The sequence below is a fragment of the Zhongshania aquatica genome (genome assembly GCF_027257955.1).
Classification (GTDB): domain Bacteria; phylum Pseudomonadota; class Gammaproteobacteria; order Pseudomonadales; family Spongiibacteraceae; genus Spongiibacter; species Spongiibacter aquatica.
The window spans coordinates 165,419-181,125 of record NZ_JANZNQ010000008.1 but is presented as its reverse complement, the minus strand read 5'-3'; the positions used below and the strand labels follow the sequence as shown (position 1 = coordinate 181,125).

Annotated in this window: 16 protein-coding genes; 12 read left to right on the top strand and 4 right to left on the bottom strand. The window is 49.4% G+C overall.

The window, feature by feature from the left end; genetic code table 11:
• The first annotated feature begins 1 nt into the window (after position 1).
• Entirely contained in the window at positions 2-361 is a 360-nt protein-coding gene (locus O9X78_RS10440) for a phenol hydroxylase subunit P4 (RefSeq protein ID WP_269619621.1), read from the top strand.
• A 5-nt stretch (positions 362-366) separates the two neighbouring features.
• Positions 367-1,422, top strand: a complete 1,056-nt coding sequence (locus tag O9X78_RS10435) for an NADH:ubiquinone reductase (Na(+)-transporting) subunit F (protein ID WP_269619619.1) — start codon at positions 367-369, stop codon at positions 1,420-1,422.
• A 106-nt stretch (positions 1,423-1,528) separates the two neighbouring features.
• On the opposite strand, the gene O9X78_RS10430 is transcribed toward O9X78_RS10435, so the two are convergent.
• The 3 genes from O9X78_RS10430 to O9X78_RS10420 all read right to left on the bottom strand — a co-directional run bounded on the left by O9X78_RS10430 (position 1,529) and on the right by O9X78_RS10420 (position 4,108).
• Positions 1,529-1,936, bottom strand: a complete 408-nt coding sequence (locus tag O9X78_RS10430) for a GFA family protein (RefSeq protein ID WP_269619618.1) — start codon at positions 1,934-1,936, stop codon at positions 1,529-1,531.
• A 451-nt stretch (positions 1,937-2,387) separates the two neighbouring features.
• A complete protein-coding gene (locus O9X78_RS10425; protein ID WP_269619617.1) occupies positions 2,388-2,966 on the bottom strand; it encodes a GMC family oxidoreductase in 579 nt (192 codons plus the stop codon).
• Between the two features lie 209 nt (positions 2,967-3,175).
• Positions 3,176-4,108 carry an alpha/beta hydrolase gene (locus O9X78_RS10420; RefSeq protein ID WP_269619616.1) on the bottom strand — a complete coding sequence of 311 codons (933 nt, stop codon included), beginning with the start codon at positions 4,106-4,108 and terminating at the stop codon, positions 3,176-3,178.
• A gap of 526 nt (positions 4,109-4,634) precedes the next feature.
• Here O9X78_RS10420 and O9X78_RS10415 point away from each other — a divergent pair.
• Both O9X78_RS10415 and O9X78_RS10410 read left to right on the top strand, forming a co-directional pair.
• Entirely contained in the window at positions 4,635-5,210 is a 576-nt protein-coding gene (locus O9X78_RS10415; protein ID WP_269619615.1) for a hypothetical protein, read from the top strand.
• Positions 5,211-5,275: 65 nt separating this feature from the next.
• Positions 5,276-6,043, top strand: coding sequence for an MBL fold metallo-hydrolase (locus O9X78_RS10410; RefSeq protein WP_269619614.1), 768 nt, complete (start codon positions 5,276-5,278; stop codon positions 6,041-6,043).
• A 34-nt stretch (positions 6,044-6,077) separates the two neighbouring features.
• On the opposite strand, the gene O9X78_RS10405 is transcribed toward O9X78_RS10410, so the two are convergent.
• Positions 6,078-7,352, bottom strand: coding sequence for an NADH:flavin oxidoreductase/NADH oxidase family protein (locus O9X78_RS10405; protein ID WP_269619613.1), 1,275 nt, complete (start codon positions 7,350-7,352; stop codon positions 6,078-6,080).
• A 159-nt stretch (positions 7,353-7,511) separates the two neighbouring features.
• Here O9X78_RS10405 and O9X78_RS10400 point away from each other — a divergent pair, with 159 nt between their 5' ends.
• From O9X78_RS10400 to O9X78_RS10365, 8 genes are all read left to right on the top strand, one after another.
• On the top strand, positions 7,512-8,279 hold the full coding sequence (locus tag O9X78_RS10400) for a glutathione S-transferase N-terminal domain-containing protein (protein WP_269619612.1): 768 nt from the start codon (positions 7,512-7,514) through the stop codon (positions 8,277-8,279).
• 238 nt (positions 8,280-8,517) lie between these two features.
• The gene (locus O9X78_RS10395; protein ID WP_269619611.1) at positions 8,518-9,306 is read left to right on the top strand and encodes a DUF3348 family protein; all 789 of its coding nucleotides are present in this window, start codon (positions 8,518-8,520) and stop codon (positions 9,304-9,306) included.
• The gene (locus O9X78_RS10390; RefSeq protein WP_269619610.1) at positions 9,306-11,411 is read left to right on the top strand and encodes a hypothetical protein; all 2,106 of its coding nucleotides are present in this window, start codon (positions 9,306-9,308) and stop codon (positions 11,409-11,411) included. The genes O9X78_RS10395 and O9X78_RS10390 overlap by 1 nt, the downstream gene beginning before the upstream one ends.
• Positions 11,408-12,055 (top strand): OmpA family protein, encoded by a 648-nt coding sequence (locus O9X78_RS10385; protein WP_219044386.1) that lies wholly within the window; start codon positions 11,408-11,410, stop codon positions 12,053-12,055. Before O9X78_RS10390 ends, O9X78_RS10385 begins: the two co-directional genes overlap by 4 nt.
• 3 nt (positions 12,056-12,058) lie before the next feature.
• Positions 12,059-12,853, top strand: a complete 795-nt coding sequence (locus tag O9X78_RS10380) for a DUF2894 domain-containing protein (RefSeq protein ID WP_269619609.1) — start codon at positions 12,059-12,061, stop codon at positions 12,851-12,853.
• Between the two features lie 348 nt (positions 12,854-13,201).
• Positions 13,202-14,008, top strand: a complete 807-nt coding sequence (locus tag O9X78_RS10375) for an HNH endonuclease (protein WP_269619608.1) — start codon at positions 13,202-13,204, stop codon at positions 14,006-14,008.
• Between the two features lie 216 nt (positions 14,009-14,224).
• On the top strand, positions 14,225-14,818 hold the full coding sequence (locus O9X78_RS10370) for a tRNA-uridine aminocarboxypropyltransferase (RefSeq protein ID WP_269619607.1): 594 nt from the start codon (positions 14,225-14,227) through the stop codon (positions 14,816-14,818).
• A 140-nt stretch (positions 14,819-14,958) separates the two neighbouring features.
• Positions 14,959-15,417: a hypothetical protein gene (locus tag O9X78_RS10365; RefSeq protein ID WP_269619606.1), complete on the top strand. Its 459-nt coding sequence runs from the start codon at positions 14,959-14,961 to the stop codon at positions 15,415-15,417.
• Positions 15,418-15,707 lie beyond the last annotated feature (290 nt).

The window sequence follows — 15,707 nt, the reverse complement described above, 5'->3', positions numbered from 1 at the left end:
TATGCCTATAAAATCAATTAGACCCGACTATCGCGGTGAGTATAAGGATGGCATTGAGCACTTTAATGGACAGCAGTTGCTCAATATCTGCTGGGAAAAGCACACCATGCTCGGTTGGCCTATGTGTGTACCGGTCCCTGCAACACTCACCTTTGGCCAATTGATCGATAATGTGCTGCCCGGCATTTATGCCATCCACCCAGACTTTGAGAAGATCGATTGGGACAAGGTACAGTGGTCGACATCCAAGGGCCCACTTATTCCGAATCGGAACAAGTCATTGCGCGAACACGAGCTGCGCCACAAGGCCCAAATTCGATTCCGCACCCCAGAACTTAATGGCCATAACAACGGAGGTTAAGCTTAATGAGCTTCCAGCTAACAATAGAGCCTTTAGGTGAAACCATAGAGGTTGAAGAAAACCAGACGATACTCGATGCCACACTCCGCGCGGGTATTTATCTACCCCATGCTTGCTGCCATGGGCTTTGCGCTACGTGTAAAGTCAATATAGTTGAAGGCGATATACTACACGGGGATGCGTCTCCCTTCGCGTTGATGGATTTCGAAAGAGACGAAGGAAAAGCGCTTGCATGCTGCGCAACACTTGAATCAGATATCACCATTGAAGCAGATATCGACGAAGAACCTGACGCAGAATCAATACCGGTTAAAGATTTTTACGGCACAGTGTCGAGAATAGAGGATTTAACACCGACGATAAAAGGCCTTTGGATTAAGCTTGATGAGGCGATTCACTTTCAAGCAGGGCAGTACATAAACTTAAACATTCCAGAGCTTAATATTTCACGCCCGTTTTCACTCGCAAATAGCCCATCAAGCAGCGATGAAATCGAGCTTAATATAAGGATTGTGCCGGGTGGTGAGGGAACAAGATATCTCCATGAAAACCTTAAGCTAGGTGATTCAATAAGTTTCTCCGGCCCATATGGTCGCTTCTTTGTACGAAAATCTGCAAACAAGCCCTTAGTATTCATGGCTGGTGGCTCAGGTCTATCAAGCCCTTTGAGTATGATTCTTGATTTGTTAAATCAACATGCTGATATACCAATTACCCTTGTATATGGCCAGCGCAATCGAAAAGAACTTTATTATCACGAATTCTTCCTTGAAATGGTCGAGAAATATCCAAACTTCTCTTACGTGCCTGCATTATCTGATCCGCATGAAGACGACGATTGGACGGGCTTTCGCGGTTTTGTTCACGACGCTGCAAAGTCATATTTCAATAGTGATTTCAGAGAGCATCACGCCTACCTTTGTGGTCCGCCACTTATGATCGATGCGTGTATAACAACATTAATACAAGGAAGATTATTTGAGAAAGATATTTTTATAGAAAAATTTATTTCTGCGGCTGATACTCAAAAAGCTAATAGTCCCTTGTTTAAAAAGCTGTAGCTCATAACATAGAATAAGCTAGAGACTATTGAAAACCGATTAAAAAATCCATTTTTATGAGATGAAGTCTGCGGCAGCTACTTTCTGATGCGCTGTCGCAGTATTCCTAAATACTATTCTCATCAAATTGGCTATCTACATCAGGTAATACTACCCAGTCATGCTTCTGTTTAAGCCAAACCGCTCGGTTTGGAGCAGGGAAGTGCTTATCTGCGAAACAACCCACATGAACACCAACTAAATTAGGTCGTGCAGCAGAGCGGAAATATACCGAAACGCCACATATAGGGCAAAAGAAAAGAGACATGCTCCGCCCGGAGTCTGCTTCGCGCGTATAGTTTTTAGACTCACCAAACACACCGGCCACATTGGTTTCATAGTAGAAAGCGGCCAGCTGGAATGCGCTACCACTTCGCCGCTGGCAGATTTCGCAGTGGCACATGATCACGAGTTCAGGATCATGATTAACCGATACAGATAATTGGCCACAAACACAGCTAGCATTTTTTTTCACGTCTGATCCATCACTGTTTTTATGAATATTGCTAGGAATAAAATAATGTTAAACCAATTTTGAAATGAATACGTGGGTATATTGATTAATATTTTGGATGCAATCCTTGTCGGAAAAAGTCATTTCTCTTTGTAATGTTATTGATACACCTTATTAGGTGCGAATTTTACAGACTTGATTTTCCTTCGACGTAACATAACCTCTGTATGGGTTGTCGATCTTTCCAGTGATACAACATGTTGCTAGCCTAGCCACACCGAATGATTTAGATGCTTCAATAACTGATGGCTATTGTCTCTTATTAAAGTGTCCGGCTCATTCAACCAGAACAAACCTTAAGGACGGTCCTATGAAGGAGTTGTCCCCTTAAGTATTTATGATAACCCGCACTGTTTCGCGAATGGAGTGGTGACTATATATCGCACCACTGTGTTCCCGCGCTGTAATACGCTTATCCGAGAATGAAATCTGCCGCCCGCTCCGCAATGGCAATGACAGTTGCATTGGTATTGCCGCTGGTGATTATTGGCATTATCGAGGCATCCACGACCCGTAAACCTTGAAGTCCATGAACCCTCAACTGCTCATCGACAACTGACGACGGATCGTTGCCCATGCTACAGCTGCCACAAAAATGATAGCTAATATTGGCGCGGGCACGGATATATTGCCTCCACGCTTCATCGTCCGTAATCAACGTTTCAGGGCTACAGGGCTGAATAGTGTGTTTGGCCAAGGCGGGCTGTTGATAAATATGTTCAGCCAATTTTGCGCCCTTTACCAAGGTTTCCATATCTTCAGGCGCGGAGAATAGCTGGTGCTGAATGAGGGCATTGCCCTGCGTATCTAAACTTACCGTGCCGCGCGTTTTGGGTTTGCAGAGAGTGATAGTGATCATCATCGCATTTTGCTTGGGTTGATAAGCGGTAATGGCCGAGCGCGAGTGGGGTTGGATAATGTAGCCGAAGGGCAAAAAATGTAGTTGGATATCTGGTTGTTTGAGGTCGGGACGAGTTTTAACAAACGCCATTGCCTCTACAATAGGGGATTATTGATTTGCATTCCAAAGTGACCCACAAATTGCATCGAGATTTAATCCAGTCAATCGACAATGAGTCGTTTATCTTCAAGCAGTTGCCTGAATGTACACGGCCAACAGTTGCTGCAAATATATGGTATGCATGGCTCAGTTTTTCATGCAATTCAACATGGCGACAACTTTGCGATTTCACGAGGTGCTCATAATTTCAGTGCTCGGCAGTTTTGTAGGGCTGACTCGTAAAATGCAATTTGGTCGGCAATGCCAATATCGAAGTCTTTGCCGGTATAAATGTCAAAGTGGCCGATATCATATTGTTTAAGCGTGGCAGTGTTAGGCATGAGTTTGGCCATTTTGATCGCCGCTTTAGCGGGCGCGACGGTGTCTTTATTACAGACTTGAAGCAGCGCAGGGCAGCGAATCTTTTTCGCTTTGCTAATCGGGCGATACAAGGACAACACTAATACGGTGCGGGCGCTCATTTCATTGCGCCAGCCGGGATTGGTGATGGCCTGATAGCCGCTGAGCGCGTCGTGACTAGTCATGGCGGCGAGTGCACCGGGCTCGGCAATGAGGGGAATATAAAGAGGGTTCATGCCGAATGTTGCGCGGGCCTGATCGATTAAGCCGCAGCTGCTTAGCTTGCTTAAGTGAACTGGGCCTGCGTATTTTAAAATTTCTAAACTGGCGGCGCGGCCGTCGACCATTGGGCCCTGGGCCGAGACAGCTAACAAGCGCTGATCTTCTGCCGCAATACTGAGCACATGACCGCCTGAGAATGATGTTCCCCACAGTATTATCTGCTCGGCATTCACGCCTTCCAGCTGACGGGCAAAGTCGATGGCGGCACGCCAGTCCGTGAGCTGATCGCTGACTTTTAGCAGTTGGCGGGGTTCGCCGTCGCTATCGCCAAAGTAGCGATAATCAAAAACAAGGACATGATAACCCGCGGCGGAAAAGCGCTCTGCGTAGGGAGCGAGGCCACATTCGCGGGTGCCACCCAAGCCGTGGGCCATTACTATGCAAGCGCTGTTTTCTTGGTCTGATTGGCTAGGGTAGTGCCACGCGCTGCAACGTGTTCCCTCGCTGTCAAATTCCACATCAAAACGTGTGGTGCTGGTCTGTGTCGTCATAGCTCGCTCCTAAGTTCCTTATTATTTTGACTGGCATTGTCTTATTTCACTGCAGCGCCGCACTGTGGGCGGCGTTCGAATACAAAGGCGTGTCGGCGCTCCTGTCTATAATGCACGTATTCGCTGGAATGTACCGCACTCTGTTTGGGTTTTATATGGCGAGATGTTGTTACGCCCTGGGCGGCGCAGTTTGCCTGCCATGTTTATTGAAGCCATTCAGCATCCCTAGTGTTGAGAAAATAACCCTCGCCATCAACATAGATATTAGCGTCTGAAGCCACCTTTAAGCCATCTGCGCCACGCATTTAGCCAGCGAGTGAATAAGAGTGTAGCGCGCCAGTGGTAGTGACATAAGAGTGCTGGCTGTTAGTGATAGGTGCTAGTGTCAGTTGCTAATAAATGTGCCGTCGCGCATGGCCGTTGACTCTCTGGTCGGTAAACTGGATAGTGAGTTGCAGTCCAATAATTGGCCTGCAATGTGCAGGTTTATGCCAATGTGTCTTGTATAACATCTATGGAGTGGGTGATGAAGTCGGTATTTCTATTTGTGGTAACGGCATTTTTAATTGCCTGTGCGGGCAATGAGACGGTGGTCTATTCCAATGGCTTCAGTTTCTCGAAATATGAATACGTGGTGATTGAAGGCGATGACAATAGTGCGGCCTATGGCTTGGACGTCGCGTTTGGCAATATCATTTCCGATTACCATTTAGCCGTTGTGGGTTCTAAGGAATACGAGAATTTGCCATATGCGCAAAAGAAACGCGTATTGGGCGCGCGAGTGTCGGTCAAGGGGGATAGTGACCGTATCGTGATGGGCATCGCGTTTCAGGATTATATTACTGGCCGCACAGTCGCCAGTATGGGCTCTTCAGAAAAAGGTGATGTGTTTGATCGGGATGATAGGGAGGAGGTCTTTCAGCTAGTGATGAGATCGGTCGCCACTGCGATTAATGCTGATAGGGAACAAGCTTTAGCGACAAACTCTTCAGTCCTTGCCGCACCTGCACCGGCACCCGTCGCGGAGATGCCGCAAAACACTGTTAATGATCAAGAGCCTGAATACAAGCCCTATACCTTGACGCCGGATTTTTCTGAATAGCGGAATTGTGTCCAGAATAAAAATAATTTTTAACACATTTTGATAAGAACAATTAGGTTCTTTATATGAAGATTCATCAGGTCAAAACGCGCTTATCAAATAGCTATGTAATTGAAGAAATACATCATGGTGAGCCGGTATTATTCGTCGTTGATGTGGCGGTCGCCTGTCATCGCTACGTTCTTGGATTTATCGAATCAGACTTAAAGTATCCGGTCAATAGCGTTAAAGCAGTTGCCTTCACCCACGATGATCCAGATCACTTTGGCGGTGTACTGGCGCTGTCTGCGCTCTGTGGTGCCGCTGTTTTTTCGCCGTATGCCTCGCGTCGCAGCATGCACAAATTCTTCAATGATCCTGCTGGGGTGCTAACGCGTATCGGCACCAGCACTCGTGAACTCTTTAGAGCGCGCTCGCGGGCGATGTATTTAAATCGCTCTCGAGATAAGGCCGCTCGTGAAGCACCTAAATTTATTGGTGGCTCATCTAGCGGTATCGATAACGTTGCTGAGATACGTAGATTGAAAAATAATGACAGCGTGCCAGGCTTTGCTGAATGGACACTGTTACATACCCCCGGCCATTCTTGGGATTCCTGCTGTTTCTACCACCCTTCTAGTAAAAGCATTATCACTGGAGACACCCTGCTTGGTAGCGGGCCACAACAGCGAGTGGTTGTGCCCGCTATTTATGCTAATCGTAAACAAATGCAGGGGACGCTAGGGCGTTTGGCCGCACTCGACATTGAGCATATTTACCCCGGTCACGGCAGTGTTATTTCTAACTCGATGGCTATCGCAAATGAGGCGCGTGCTTTCTCCGCAGGGGCATAGCTCACCCCTCTCAGAAGATTTACTCAACGGCTGTTTATACGGTTCGCAATAATTTCGCGCGTTTTGTGGCCATGCGCCGCTCTGCCAGCATGTGTTTAAGCATGACCCGTAATAGACCCGTATGGGTATTAGGTTCACGACCTTCGGCTAAATCAATTATCTGACGGTAGTACCATTGGGTGGCAGCGCCAAAATTGAGGGTGCGGATTGTTTGATTGCTGCTTTTGGGGCCGAACCAGCCGGCCCCAAGTTGCAGTTCCTTCTCCCAATTTGGGAGGCTGGGGCTTTGGCCGTCGAGCAGCGGTTTGATGTCAGGCTGGCTGCACAGCGGGCGACCAATACCAACGACGTCCAAGGCGCCGCTGTCGAGTGCTTGCTGCATGGCGGCGTGGCTGCGAAAACCGCCAGTGATGGCTAGCGGTATACGGGTGACCTTGCGAATGCCTTCGGCGTACTTGAGAAAATACGCTTCGCGATGTTGGCTTGAGCTGGCAGCTGTGTCGTCAGCGTCGTCGCCCATTAGCGCTAGCTTTTCGTAGGTGCCACCTGAAATTTCTAATAAATCGATGCCCGCATCAGATAGCCACTCGGCAACTTGCAAGCTGTCTTCGTGACTAAATCCACCTTTGGAGAAGTCGGCGGAATTCAATTTTACGGAGATCGCAAAACTCGGACCGACGGCATCGCGCACAGCGGCTAAGGTGTCTAATAGAAAGCGCGCTCGATTTTCCAGTGAGCCACCCCATTGGTCGCCGCGGGTATTTGCCAGTGGCGATAAAAACTGGCTGATCAAATAGCCGTGGGCGGCGTGTATTTGCACACCGGTAAATCCGGCCGCTTTAGCGCTGGCGGCTACTTTGGCGTAACGATTTATGGTCTGCTTGATGTCGATCTCGGTCATGGGTTTGGGGCGACCGAACATGCCAATTAGATCTATGCCGACATCTGAGGGCGCAAGTGGTTGGGCAGATACTTGGCGTTGGCACTGTCGCCCCGGATGATTTATCTGCATCCACAATTGATTATTTGCCGAGGTGCCGGCTTTCGCCCAGTCCTGTAGGGCGGCTTCGCCACCGTTGCCATCAATCACCACATTGCCGGGGCGCTCAAGAAAGCGGCGGTCTACCATGACATTGCCGGTGACCAATGTTCCCGTGCCGCCTTCAGCCCAGCGCGCGTACAGTGCTGATAAGCGCGGTGTCGCTTGGTCATTGAGGTTGGCCAGGCCTTCGGTCATGGCTGATTTTAAAAGGCGATTGGGCAGCGTCACGCCACAGGGTAGTTGCAGTGGCTCGTTTAGGCTTGGCATGGGCTTGTCCTGAGAATTGTTATTGTTTTTGCCGTAATTTAAGAGGCAAGGTATTTATACACATTAATGTGTGTCGCCAACTTATTCTTGCCCCACTGCGCCATAATTTGCGTATGCTGCCGATATATACCCCGTTTTGACTCAGGAGAAATACAGGCGATGTTTGATTTACTCAGTTCAGTAATGGCGAGTTCGGCACGCGGTTGGCGCGGATCGGCGGCGTTTAATGGTGATAAAACCCGCCAACCAGAGAAAATGCTAGTGCTCTACGATATCGAGGCCTGCCCCTACTGTCGCGTGGTGAGAGAAGTACTGAGTGAGTTAGATATTGATGTGCTGATTTACCCCTGCCCGGTGGGCGGTATGCGCTTTCGGCCAGATGCCTTGGATATAAGCGGTGTAAGTCAGTTTCCGCTGTTGCTCGATCCCAATACCGGCGATGAGATTCTAGAATCGGCGGAGATCATTGATCACCTCTATAAACATTACGGCAATGCGAGACGTGTATCGCCGCGAGGGTTGCGCAGGCAATTATCGATTTCGAGCTCGATGGCGGCCACCGCGGTGCGCTCCATTGGCCGTGCTCGGGGTATGAATGCCAAGCCCTCAGTCGCGCCTGAGCAAGTGTTAGAGCTGTACAGTTTTGAATCCAGCCCCTATTCGCGGCCGGTACGCGAGCTGCTCACCGAATTAGAAATACCCTATATATTGCGCAATTTTGCTAAATCCCGCTGGCAAGAAATGGGGCCGCCGCTGGTGCGTTCGCGCTGGTTTCCGGATGCGCCCATTACCAGCGCCAATCGCCTTCGGTTACGCGAGCTAACCGGCCGCTCTCAAGTGCCTTATTTAATTGACCCTAATACGGGGGTGGCGATGTTTGAGTCCAAAGACATCATGGCCTACCTAAACACGCAATACGGCCGCTAGATGCTTTGGCCCTGCTGCATAAGCAGGGTTTTCGCTCTGTAGCGGCTAATCCTTGAAGTTACTGGCAAAATAGCGATAATTGACCGCAAAATTAGCTCCGTCACCGCAGTTTTGGCGAAACTTTTTTGGCGGTCACCACTCCCGCTAATCAGAATATCTCGTCTGGCAGTGCAAGGGGTCGCGTTGATCTACTCTAGCGCTGCGCTAGCCGCACGGTTGTGTTTTCATTAAGGATGTTATGAACCCAATTCCGGTAACAAGCTCCCGGCTTCAGCGCGTCTTCATTGATTTGGCGGTGGTCAATGCTGAGTTCAGTAGCAAGCAGTTTGCAGATAAGCTCGGTGAGTTAATTAGCTTGTCCGACGCGATCGTACTGGCTGAGTCCCTGCGGAGTTTGAAAAAAAAGCCCTTTGTGGCGGCGTCGAGCACGGAGCAGCCCACTGAGTTATTTATGCAGGCGCGCGCGGGGATGCTGGCATTTATAATCAATAGTTTTGTGTTGGAAGGCGACGAAGCGCCGGGTGAAAGCGCGTCGGTGTTTATACTGCCGCGCCCCAACCGCGACACATTAGATGACCCGGACGCAGGGTTTGTCGCCTATCAGCGGTTTTATTCACTGCACCAAAGTGAAATGGATCATCGCGTGGCGACGCTGCGACGGCAGTTACAAAAGATCATGCAGGGTGCGTCGCCAGAGCTTGCCCAGTTAGCAAGCTTAGACGGCAGTATGGCAGACACCATGGCCGATTTTAGCCGGCGAGCTTTTGCGGGTGTTCCGCACTTATTGGCAAAGCGCTTTTATTTTTTGAATCAGCAGTACCGTCAAGCGCGGGCGGAAAATAGCCAATTCAATGAGGCGATTTCGAACTCGGTCCAAGACGAAACCGCACGTTGGTTGCAAAAAGGCGGGTGGTTAGATCGCTTTATTCGCGAGATGCAGGCGGTACTGCTAGCTGAGTTAGAATTGCGCCTCATGCCGGTTATCGGCTTGATAGAAGCGTTAGAATTTGAAGTAGAGACGACATAATGACAAGAATGATTTCGGTGGCCGCGTTTGCCATAGGCGCAACGGTAGTGCTGTGGATGGGGGCGGCTTTTGTTGCTGGCAATATGCTCGCGCTGGGCGTCACGGTATTGATCGCCGTGGCCTATACAGTGGGGTTTGTTGAGCTTCTGCGTTATCAGCAGGCGAGCACAGCGTTGAGCGCGGCGATCGCAAACGTGGACGACTCGCTGCAGGATCTAGAGAACTGGTTGGCTGAGCTGCCTAGCAGCCTGCGCAACGCCGTGCGCCAGCGTGTGCAGGGCGAATATATCGGTTTACCCGCGCCGGTGTTGAGCCCCTATATCATTGGTTTGCTAGTGATGCTGGGCCTGCTCGGCACCTTCATCGGCATGGTCGCCACGCTAAAAGGCGCGGTGGTAGCGCTAGAGGGTACGAATGAATTAGAGGCGGTGCGAGCGGGCTTGGCCGAACCAATTAAGGGCTTGGGCTTGGCCTTTGCGACCTCGGTGGCGGGGGTGTGTGCCTCGGCGATGCTAGGCTTGATTTCAACCCTAAGTCGCCGCGAGCGGCTATTGGTGTCTCGTCAGCTCGACACCAGTATGAGCACGGTACTCAAACCTTTTTCATTGAGTCAGCAGCGTCGTCAAAGTTATCAGGCTATGCAGTCGCAGGCCGAGGCACTGCCTGTTGTTGCGCAACAGCTCACATTACTGGCTGATCGTTTAGGGCGTATGGGCGACGACATGGCGGCGACCCTTGTGCGCAACCAGGAGCAGTTTCACGCTGCGGCGCAAGGCCAATTTCAAGCGCTGGCTGAATCAGTGGACGCGTCTTTAAAGCAAAGCTTGGCCGACAGCGGCCGTATTGCCGGCGAGAATATAACGCCGGTCATTTCCCGTTTTGTCAGCGATATTCGCGAAGATATGAAAGCCAGTCAGCAACAATTACACAGCGCGGCAGCGGCGCATTTGCAGAGTTTAGACGAGCGCTACGCCAGCACATCAGACGATTTTACCCGCGCTTGGCAAGGCGCAGTGACTGCGCAACAGGCGGGCAGTGAGTCATTACTATCAACAATGGATAAGCGCTTCAGCGAGTTGCTTGCGCAATTCGCCAATAGTTCACAGGCTATGGTCGGCAGTTTTAATTCTCTCAGCGACGACTGGTTAGAGAAGCAGCAGTCCGCCGAGCAGGCGCGTCTTGCTAATTGGTCTACTGTGTTTGAACAAAGTGCGGATTTGCTGCAAAGCAATGCCGAGGCCTTAACGAGTAATGCTCGCGCCGGTAGCCAAGAGCTGATAGCAGAGTTCAGCAAATTAGTGGCGGCCTCTGAGGAGTTGGTTGCGGCCCGAGCGCAAAGCGAAAGTAGTTGGCTAGATAGTTATCAGGCGCGCATGAGCGAGATGACGGCGGCCATAAAATCAGAATTGCAAAGCCTATATACCTTGGAAGAACAGCGCGGCGACGCGGCGGTAAACCGGTTGAATGAATTACAGGCTGCGGTTGCCGAACACCTGGCCAGTTTGGCACATGCGATTGAAGAGCCGATGGGGCGTCTTATCGAGTCGGCCTCTGAAACTCCGCGCATTGCCGCTGAAATCATGACTAAATTACGCGCCGAGATGAATGAAAATATCGAGCGTGACAATAGCCTGCTCGACGAGCGTCGCGAGTTGATGAGCCAGTTAAATGCCTTGTCGGAATCTTTGCAGGTGTCGGCGGCAGGGCAACGCGAGGCGGTAGAAAGTATCCTCGGCAATTCCTCAGAATTGCTTGCGACTATCAGCCAAGGGTTTGCTGACAGCGTCAATATTGAATCTAGCAAGCTGTCTGATATCGTTGCCCATTTCGAGGGAAGTAGCGCAGAACTGGCGAGTTTGGGTGATGCCTTTGCTACAGCCGTTAGTCAGTTCAGCGAGGCAAACGGCAGTTTGATCGAGACCTTGCTCAAAGTGGATTCGGACTTGCAGGGCAGTGGTGAGCGCAGCGACGAGCAAATGGCGTATTACGTTGCGCAGGCGCGGGAAATTATTGACCACAATATGCTGTCTCACCAGGAAATCATGAACCAACTGCAGAGTCTGGCTAAAGGCGTTGTGGCTTCTCGTGAGGAAGCGTCGGCATGAGTGTGTCGGAACTGGATAATGGCTTAGATCAAGAACCGCCAATTTGGGCGATTTTCGGCGACCTAATGACCGGGCTGGTCGGCGTGTTTGTGTTGCTACTGGTGTGGGCGCTGGGTTTTCAACTTGAGTTATCGCAGACCCTAGAGAAAGAAATTCAAAAAAGAGAAGTCGCTGAGCAACGCCGTTTGGCCCTGGAGCAGGCTTTGGCTGACCCTCTTGCTGCCGGCCGAGTCACCCTGCGGGATGGCAAAATTGGTATCAGTGGCAACGTTTTGTTTTCTTTAAATTCCGCCGAATTGCAGGACGAAGGCCGAGAACTTTTGCATACCCTGCGAGCGCCCCTGCAAGTGTATCTTGGTGACAATGAGCAATTGCTTATGGTCAGCGGTTTCACCGATGATCTCCCCATTCAAAAAGGCAATTTACATTTTCGCGATAATTGGGAGTTGTCTGCTCAGCGGGCGCTTACCGTCACCCGCGCACTTATCGAAGAGGGCATGCCCGCAGATATGGTGTTTGCCGCCGCCTTTGGCGCGCAGCAGCCGGTGGTGGAAAATAATGATGCTGATAGCCGCTCGCAAAATCGTCGCGTAGAAATGGCGCCAGTGCCACGGGCGCAAGCGGCAGCAGAAAAGGCACCCTAAGCTATGCTGGCAGAGTTACAGCAGGATATAGCGCTATTGCGTGAAGAGATGGGCCATCTCTACGATCCCGCGCGTTTCCGCTTTATTGAATCAATGTCTGAGCGGGCGGCTGATTTGCGCGCACCTGCACAAGAGATTCTGCAAACAAAAATTGCCGATGCCTTAGCGCGCTATCGAATTGATCAAGAGGCTAAGGCCCAGCGCATAGCGACGTCACTGGCCGAGCTTGGTGAAAGTGACCGCGCATTGGCCGAGGCGCTGTTAAACAATGGCGATGAGTTCGCTTTTAAAAAATTACTTCTCACTCATCAAAACAATACGCGCCCAAGCGATAAAGCTATTGCCCAAGTAATGGCCCTGCGGGAATTGCTGGATGAGAAGCCAGTGAGCAGTGATGCGTCGGCGTCTGCCTTAGAGCGGCAATTGCGGGAGCAAGAACGTCAAAGCTTGAGCGGTGCAGCCTACACCGCCGATATAGCGCTTAGCCAAGGTGATACCGAGCTGATGTCGGATCAGCGGCCCTTGCAGGCCAGCCAGAAAATGCAGGTTTTTCAGCAGCGCACCGCAATCGCCAAGCGGGTCGAAATCGCTATACAGCAAGGCCCTGAAAGCCCAGGGCCACTGAACCCACAGATGCTCGCGCTAAAAGCCTTAACGGCCATGCGCGATCTCTCCCCACAGTATTTACATCGCTATGTGAGTTACCTGGATGCGCTGTTCTGGATCGATCACGTTACCGAGCGACCAGAACCGGCAAAGCCCATTAAGAAAACGCGAAAAACCACTCGGAAAAAATAGAGTACGATTTTTTATAAGCTGTGAAATGTCTGAGAACTTTTGCATGTTTGAGGGAGTAGTCGCAATAGCGGTCAGCTGCCAAACTCGTATTCGACAGCACGGCGCTCACTAATTCTGAGGAAATTCGCTTAAGTAATTGATTTTTCTTGATAAGCGATTATGCTCATGGCTAAGGGATTCCACATCGAATGCAGGACGCACACAAATGGAAAAATCATTTCAGGTTTTCTATCACCCTGATTCAAATAGAATTTCCTGTTTAATCACCTCAAAGCTTCGTTTCGCCGTGCACACGAGTTATAAAGCGGAACGCATTTGAATTTGCTGTTAGCCTCCAAAAGGATCGAGATGACTGTAAGGATATCGTTATCAAAAAAAATAAGGTTCGAAGTCTTTAAAAGAGACTCGTTTACTTGTCAATATTGTGGCAATAAGGCGCCTGATGTTTTGCTTGAAGTTGACCACATTAAGCCTGTAGCGCAAGGCGGCACAAACGATATTCTGAACCTGATTACCTCATGCTTTGATTGCAACAGAGGAAAATCAGACAGGGAGTTATCTGATAATACTGTCATCGAAAAACAAAGGGATCAATTAGAAGCGCTACAAGAACGCAAAGAACAGATTGAAATGATGTTCGAGTGGCAAAAAGCACTCATGGACCTCGATGATGAGGTTGTCTCTCAGTTGTCGGATTTTTGGTCTGAGGTTATTCCAGGTTATTCCCTTAATGAGAATGGCCGTAAGTCCCTAATAAAGCTCAATCGAAAATACGAGATAGATGAAATTATGTGCGCAATGAAAATTGCGTCTGAGCAGTATTTAGTAGTTGAAGATGATTCACCTACTAGTGAATCCGTGGAGATGGCATGGAGAAAATTGTCAGGAATTTGCGCTAACAAACGATTAGAAAAAGACAACCCTAATTTATCACGGCTGTATTATATCCGTGGCATCCTAAGAAACAGGATGAGCTACTGCAATGAAGGTGTAGCCCTTCAACTGCTCAAAGAGGCTTTGGAGCTAAACGCAAGTCTTGAGAGCCTGGAAGAACACGCTAAAAGTTCAAAAAACTGGACACAGTGGCGGCAAGGAATCGAATCTTTCATTGGTAGCCAATTAGAAGAAGATGATAGTGCCACAAACGAAGGCTAACAAGCGCATGTTGGCGGACTGGTTTTCCGCTGCGCTCCAAACTAGCCGCAAATGCGAGCGTTGAGACTGTATAAAAACCTACAAACCTCTATCTATCTTGCGATTTTTGACCGCTAGCTAATTGCCAATAGATGCTCTATGCAGTGTTATTTGAGGAAACGCAGCCGTCGCGAAAATGTTCTACTATGTTTTATTTAATATTTTGTTGGTATCCGTATGACAAAGCGCGCTGCGTGTGCAGATTGTGAACGACCTCTAAAAACCTGCCTCTGCGATGTACTTGTCAGCATGGCTTGTCCTTATCGTGTCGTCATTTTGCAAGATGAAAAAGAGGCCAAGCATGCTCTTTCTTCTGCACCAATTCTAGAGAAGTCTATTGTCGGCGCGGTGCGACTGGTTGGTGAGTATTTCGATCCACTGTCGATACTCGGACCTGATTGGCGAGCGGAGGCTGTGCTGGTGTTTCCCGCAGAAAATGCCGTTACTGCCGATCAGCTAGAGCGCAAAGATATTAAAAATATTATTTTATTGGACGGTACGTGGCGAAAGGTCGCACGGCTAATGTATTTAAATTCTTGGCTGGCTGAATTGCCTTGTGTAGCGATTCAAGCGACAAAGACATCGCAATATAAAATCCGAAAATCGCCACGACAAGACGGCCTGTCAACTATTGAAGCGGCGGTCGCAGCGCTTAATGGCTTGGTGCCAGAATCGGATTACTCCGCCATTTTACCGGCGTTTTATAAAATGATTGATCTACAGATCGAGGCGATGGGGGCCGAGACCTATCAAAAAAACTATCCCTCCTGAATCCCCCATTCTCAAGGCCTATTAGTAAATCGTCGCGGTACTCAATTAATTCTCGTGAGTATCTGCGCAAATTCGCCTGTCACAACTAACATGGATGCTCGTTGAGCTGCGAGTGAATGACGAACAGGAGGAAGGCGAAAATGCAAATTGAAACAATTGGCAATGTGGTTGCGTGGTCAGGTGAGTTCCACCGTAATTTCGCTGCTTTTATCGAGTCTAGTGTTGCGGCGTCTGACGATGAACGCACAAAAATGCTTAGCGGCTATATAGCCGATCATGAGCGCCAGCTTGCTAAAACGGTGTCTACTTTTGACCATATTGAAAGTGATAATGCCCTAGGGACGTGGTGCACTGAGTTTTTGAATAAACAGCCTTTGCCAGATACGTCGACCAAAGACGAAGAGTGGGCGACACTCTCGGCTAATCAACTTATGGATCGGGTTAGGGATATCCACGAGCAGTTGATAGCGCTTTATAGTTACTTACTTAGCCGCTGTGGGACGACGCCCGCTGCCGACATGCTGGAACAGTTACTTGATGTGGAGGAGCATCAGCTGATGTTGATGACGCACTCAGCGAATCGCTTAGAGGATTTATAACCGCGCTTGAAAGACTGTTTTGTAAGCGTTTTGAGTCGTAGGGTTTAGATTGCTAATCGTGATGTTGACTCTGACCTTGTCTATTTGTGCCAATATTACGATTAAGAAAAGCTTGCGTAGATATATGCTCTTCTCCTATAGTCGAGGGGTTTTCACCGATTTAAAACGGAAAGTCAAAAATCATGTATTCACTTTGTCCTGTCATGTTTGCTGCAGCCAAACGCAATCTCGCATTGCGCTGGGTGGTATGGCGTGCGGCAGAAAAATGATGCATTGATTTAAAAACGCAA

Bases quoted from the DNA above. Each gene is read 5' to 3' on its own strand.
- O9X78_RS10415 (WP_269619615.1), top strand. From the start codon at position 4,635: ATGAAGTCGGTATTTCTATTTGTGGTAACGGCATTTTTAATTGCCTGT.
- O9X78_RS10390 (WP_269619610.1), top strand. From the start codon at position 9,306: ATGACAAGAATGATTTCGGTGGCCGCGTTTGCCATAGGCGCAACGGTA.
- O9X78_RS10420 (WP_269619616.1), bottom strand. From the start codon at position 4,108: ATGACGACACAGACCAGCACCACACGTTTTGATGTGGAATTTGACAGC.
- O9X78_RS10365 (WP_269619606.1), top strand. From the start codon at position 14,959: ATGCAAATTGAAACAATTGGCAATGTGGTTGCGTGGTCAGGTGAGTTC.
- O9X78_RS10400 (WP_269619612.1), top strand. From the start codon at position 7,512: ATGTTTGATTTACTCAGTTCAGTAATGGCGAGTTCGGCACGCGGTTGG.
- O9X78_RS10435 (WP_269619619.1), top strand. From the start codon at position 367: ATGAGCTTCCAGCTAACAATAGAGCCTTTAGGTGAAACCATAGAGGTT.
- O9X78_RS10405 (WP_269619613.1), bottom strand. From the start codon at position 7,352: ATGCCAAGCCTAAACGAGCCACTGCAACTACCCTGTGGCGTGACGCTG.
- O9X78_RS10425 (WP_269619617.1), bottom strand. From the start codon at position 2,966: ATGGCGTTTGTTAAAACTCGTCCCGACCTCAAACAACCAGATATCCAA.
- O9X78_RS10375 (WP_269619608.1), top strand. From the start codon at position 13,202: ATGACTGTAAGGATATCGTTATCAAAAAAAATAAGGTTCGAAGTCTTT.
- O9X78_RS10440 (WP_269619621.1), top strand. From the start codon at position 2: ATGCCTATAAAATCAATTAGACCCGACTATCGCGGTGAGTATAAGGAT.
- O9X78_RS10385 (WP_219044386.1), top strand. From the start codon at position 11,408: ATGAGTGTGTCGGAACTGGATAATGGCTTAGATCAAGAACCGCCAATT.
- O9X78_RS10410 (WP_269619614.1), top strand. From the start codon at position 5,276: ATGAAGATTCATCAGGTCAAAACGCGCTTATCAAATAGCTATGTAATT.
- O9X78_RS10380 (WP_269619609.1), top strand. From the start codon at position 12,059: ATGCTGGCAGAGTTACAGCAGGATATAGCGCTATTGCGTGAAGAGATG.
- O9X78_RS10370 (WP_269619607.1), top strand. From the start codon at position 14,225: ATGACAAAGCGCGCTGCGTGTGCAGATTGTGAACGACCTCTAAAAACC.
- O9X78_RS10395 (WP_269619611.1), top strand. From the start codon at position 8,518: ATGAACCCAATTCCGGTAACAAGCTCCCGGCTTCAGCGCGTCTTCATT.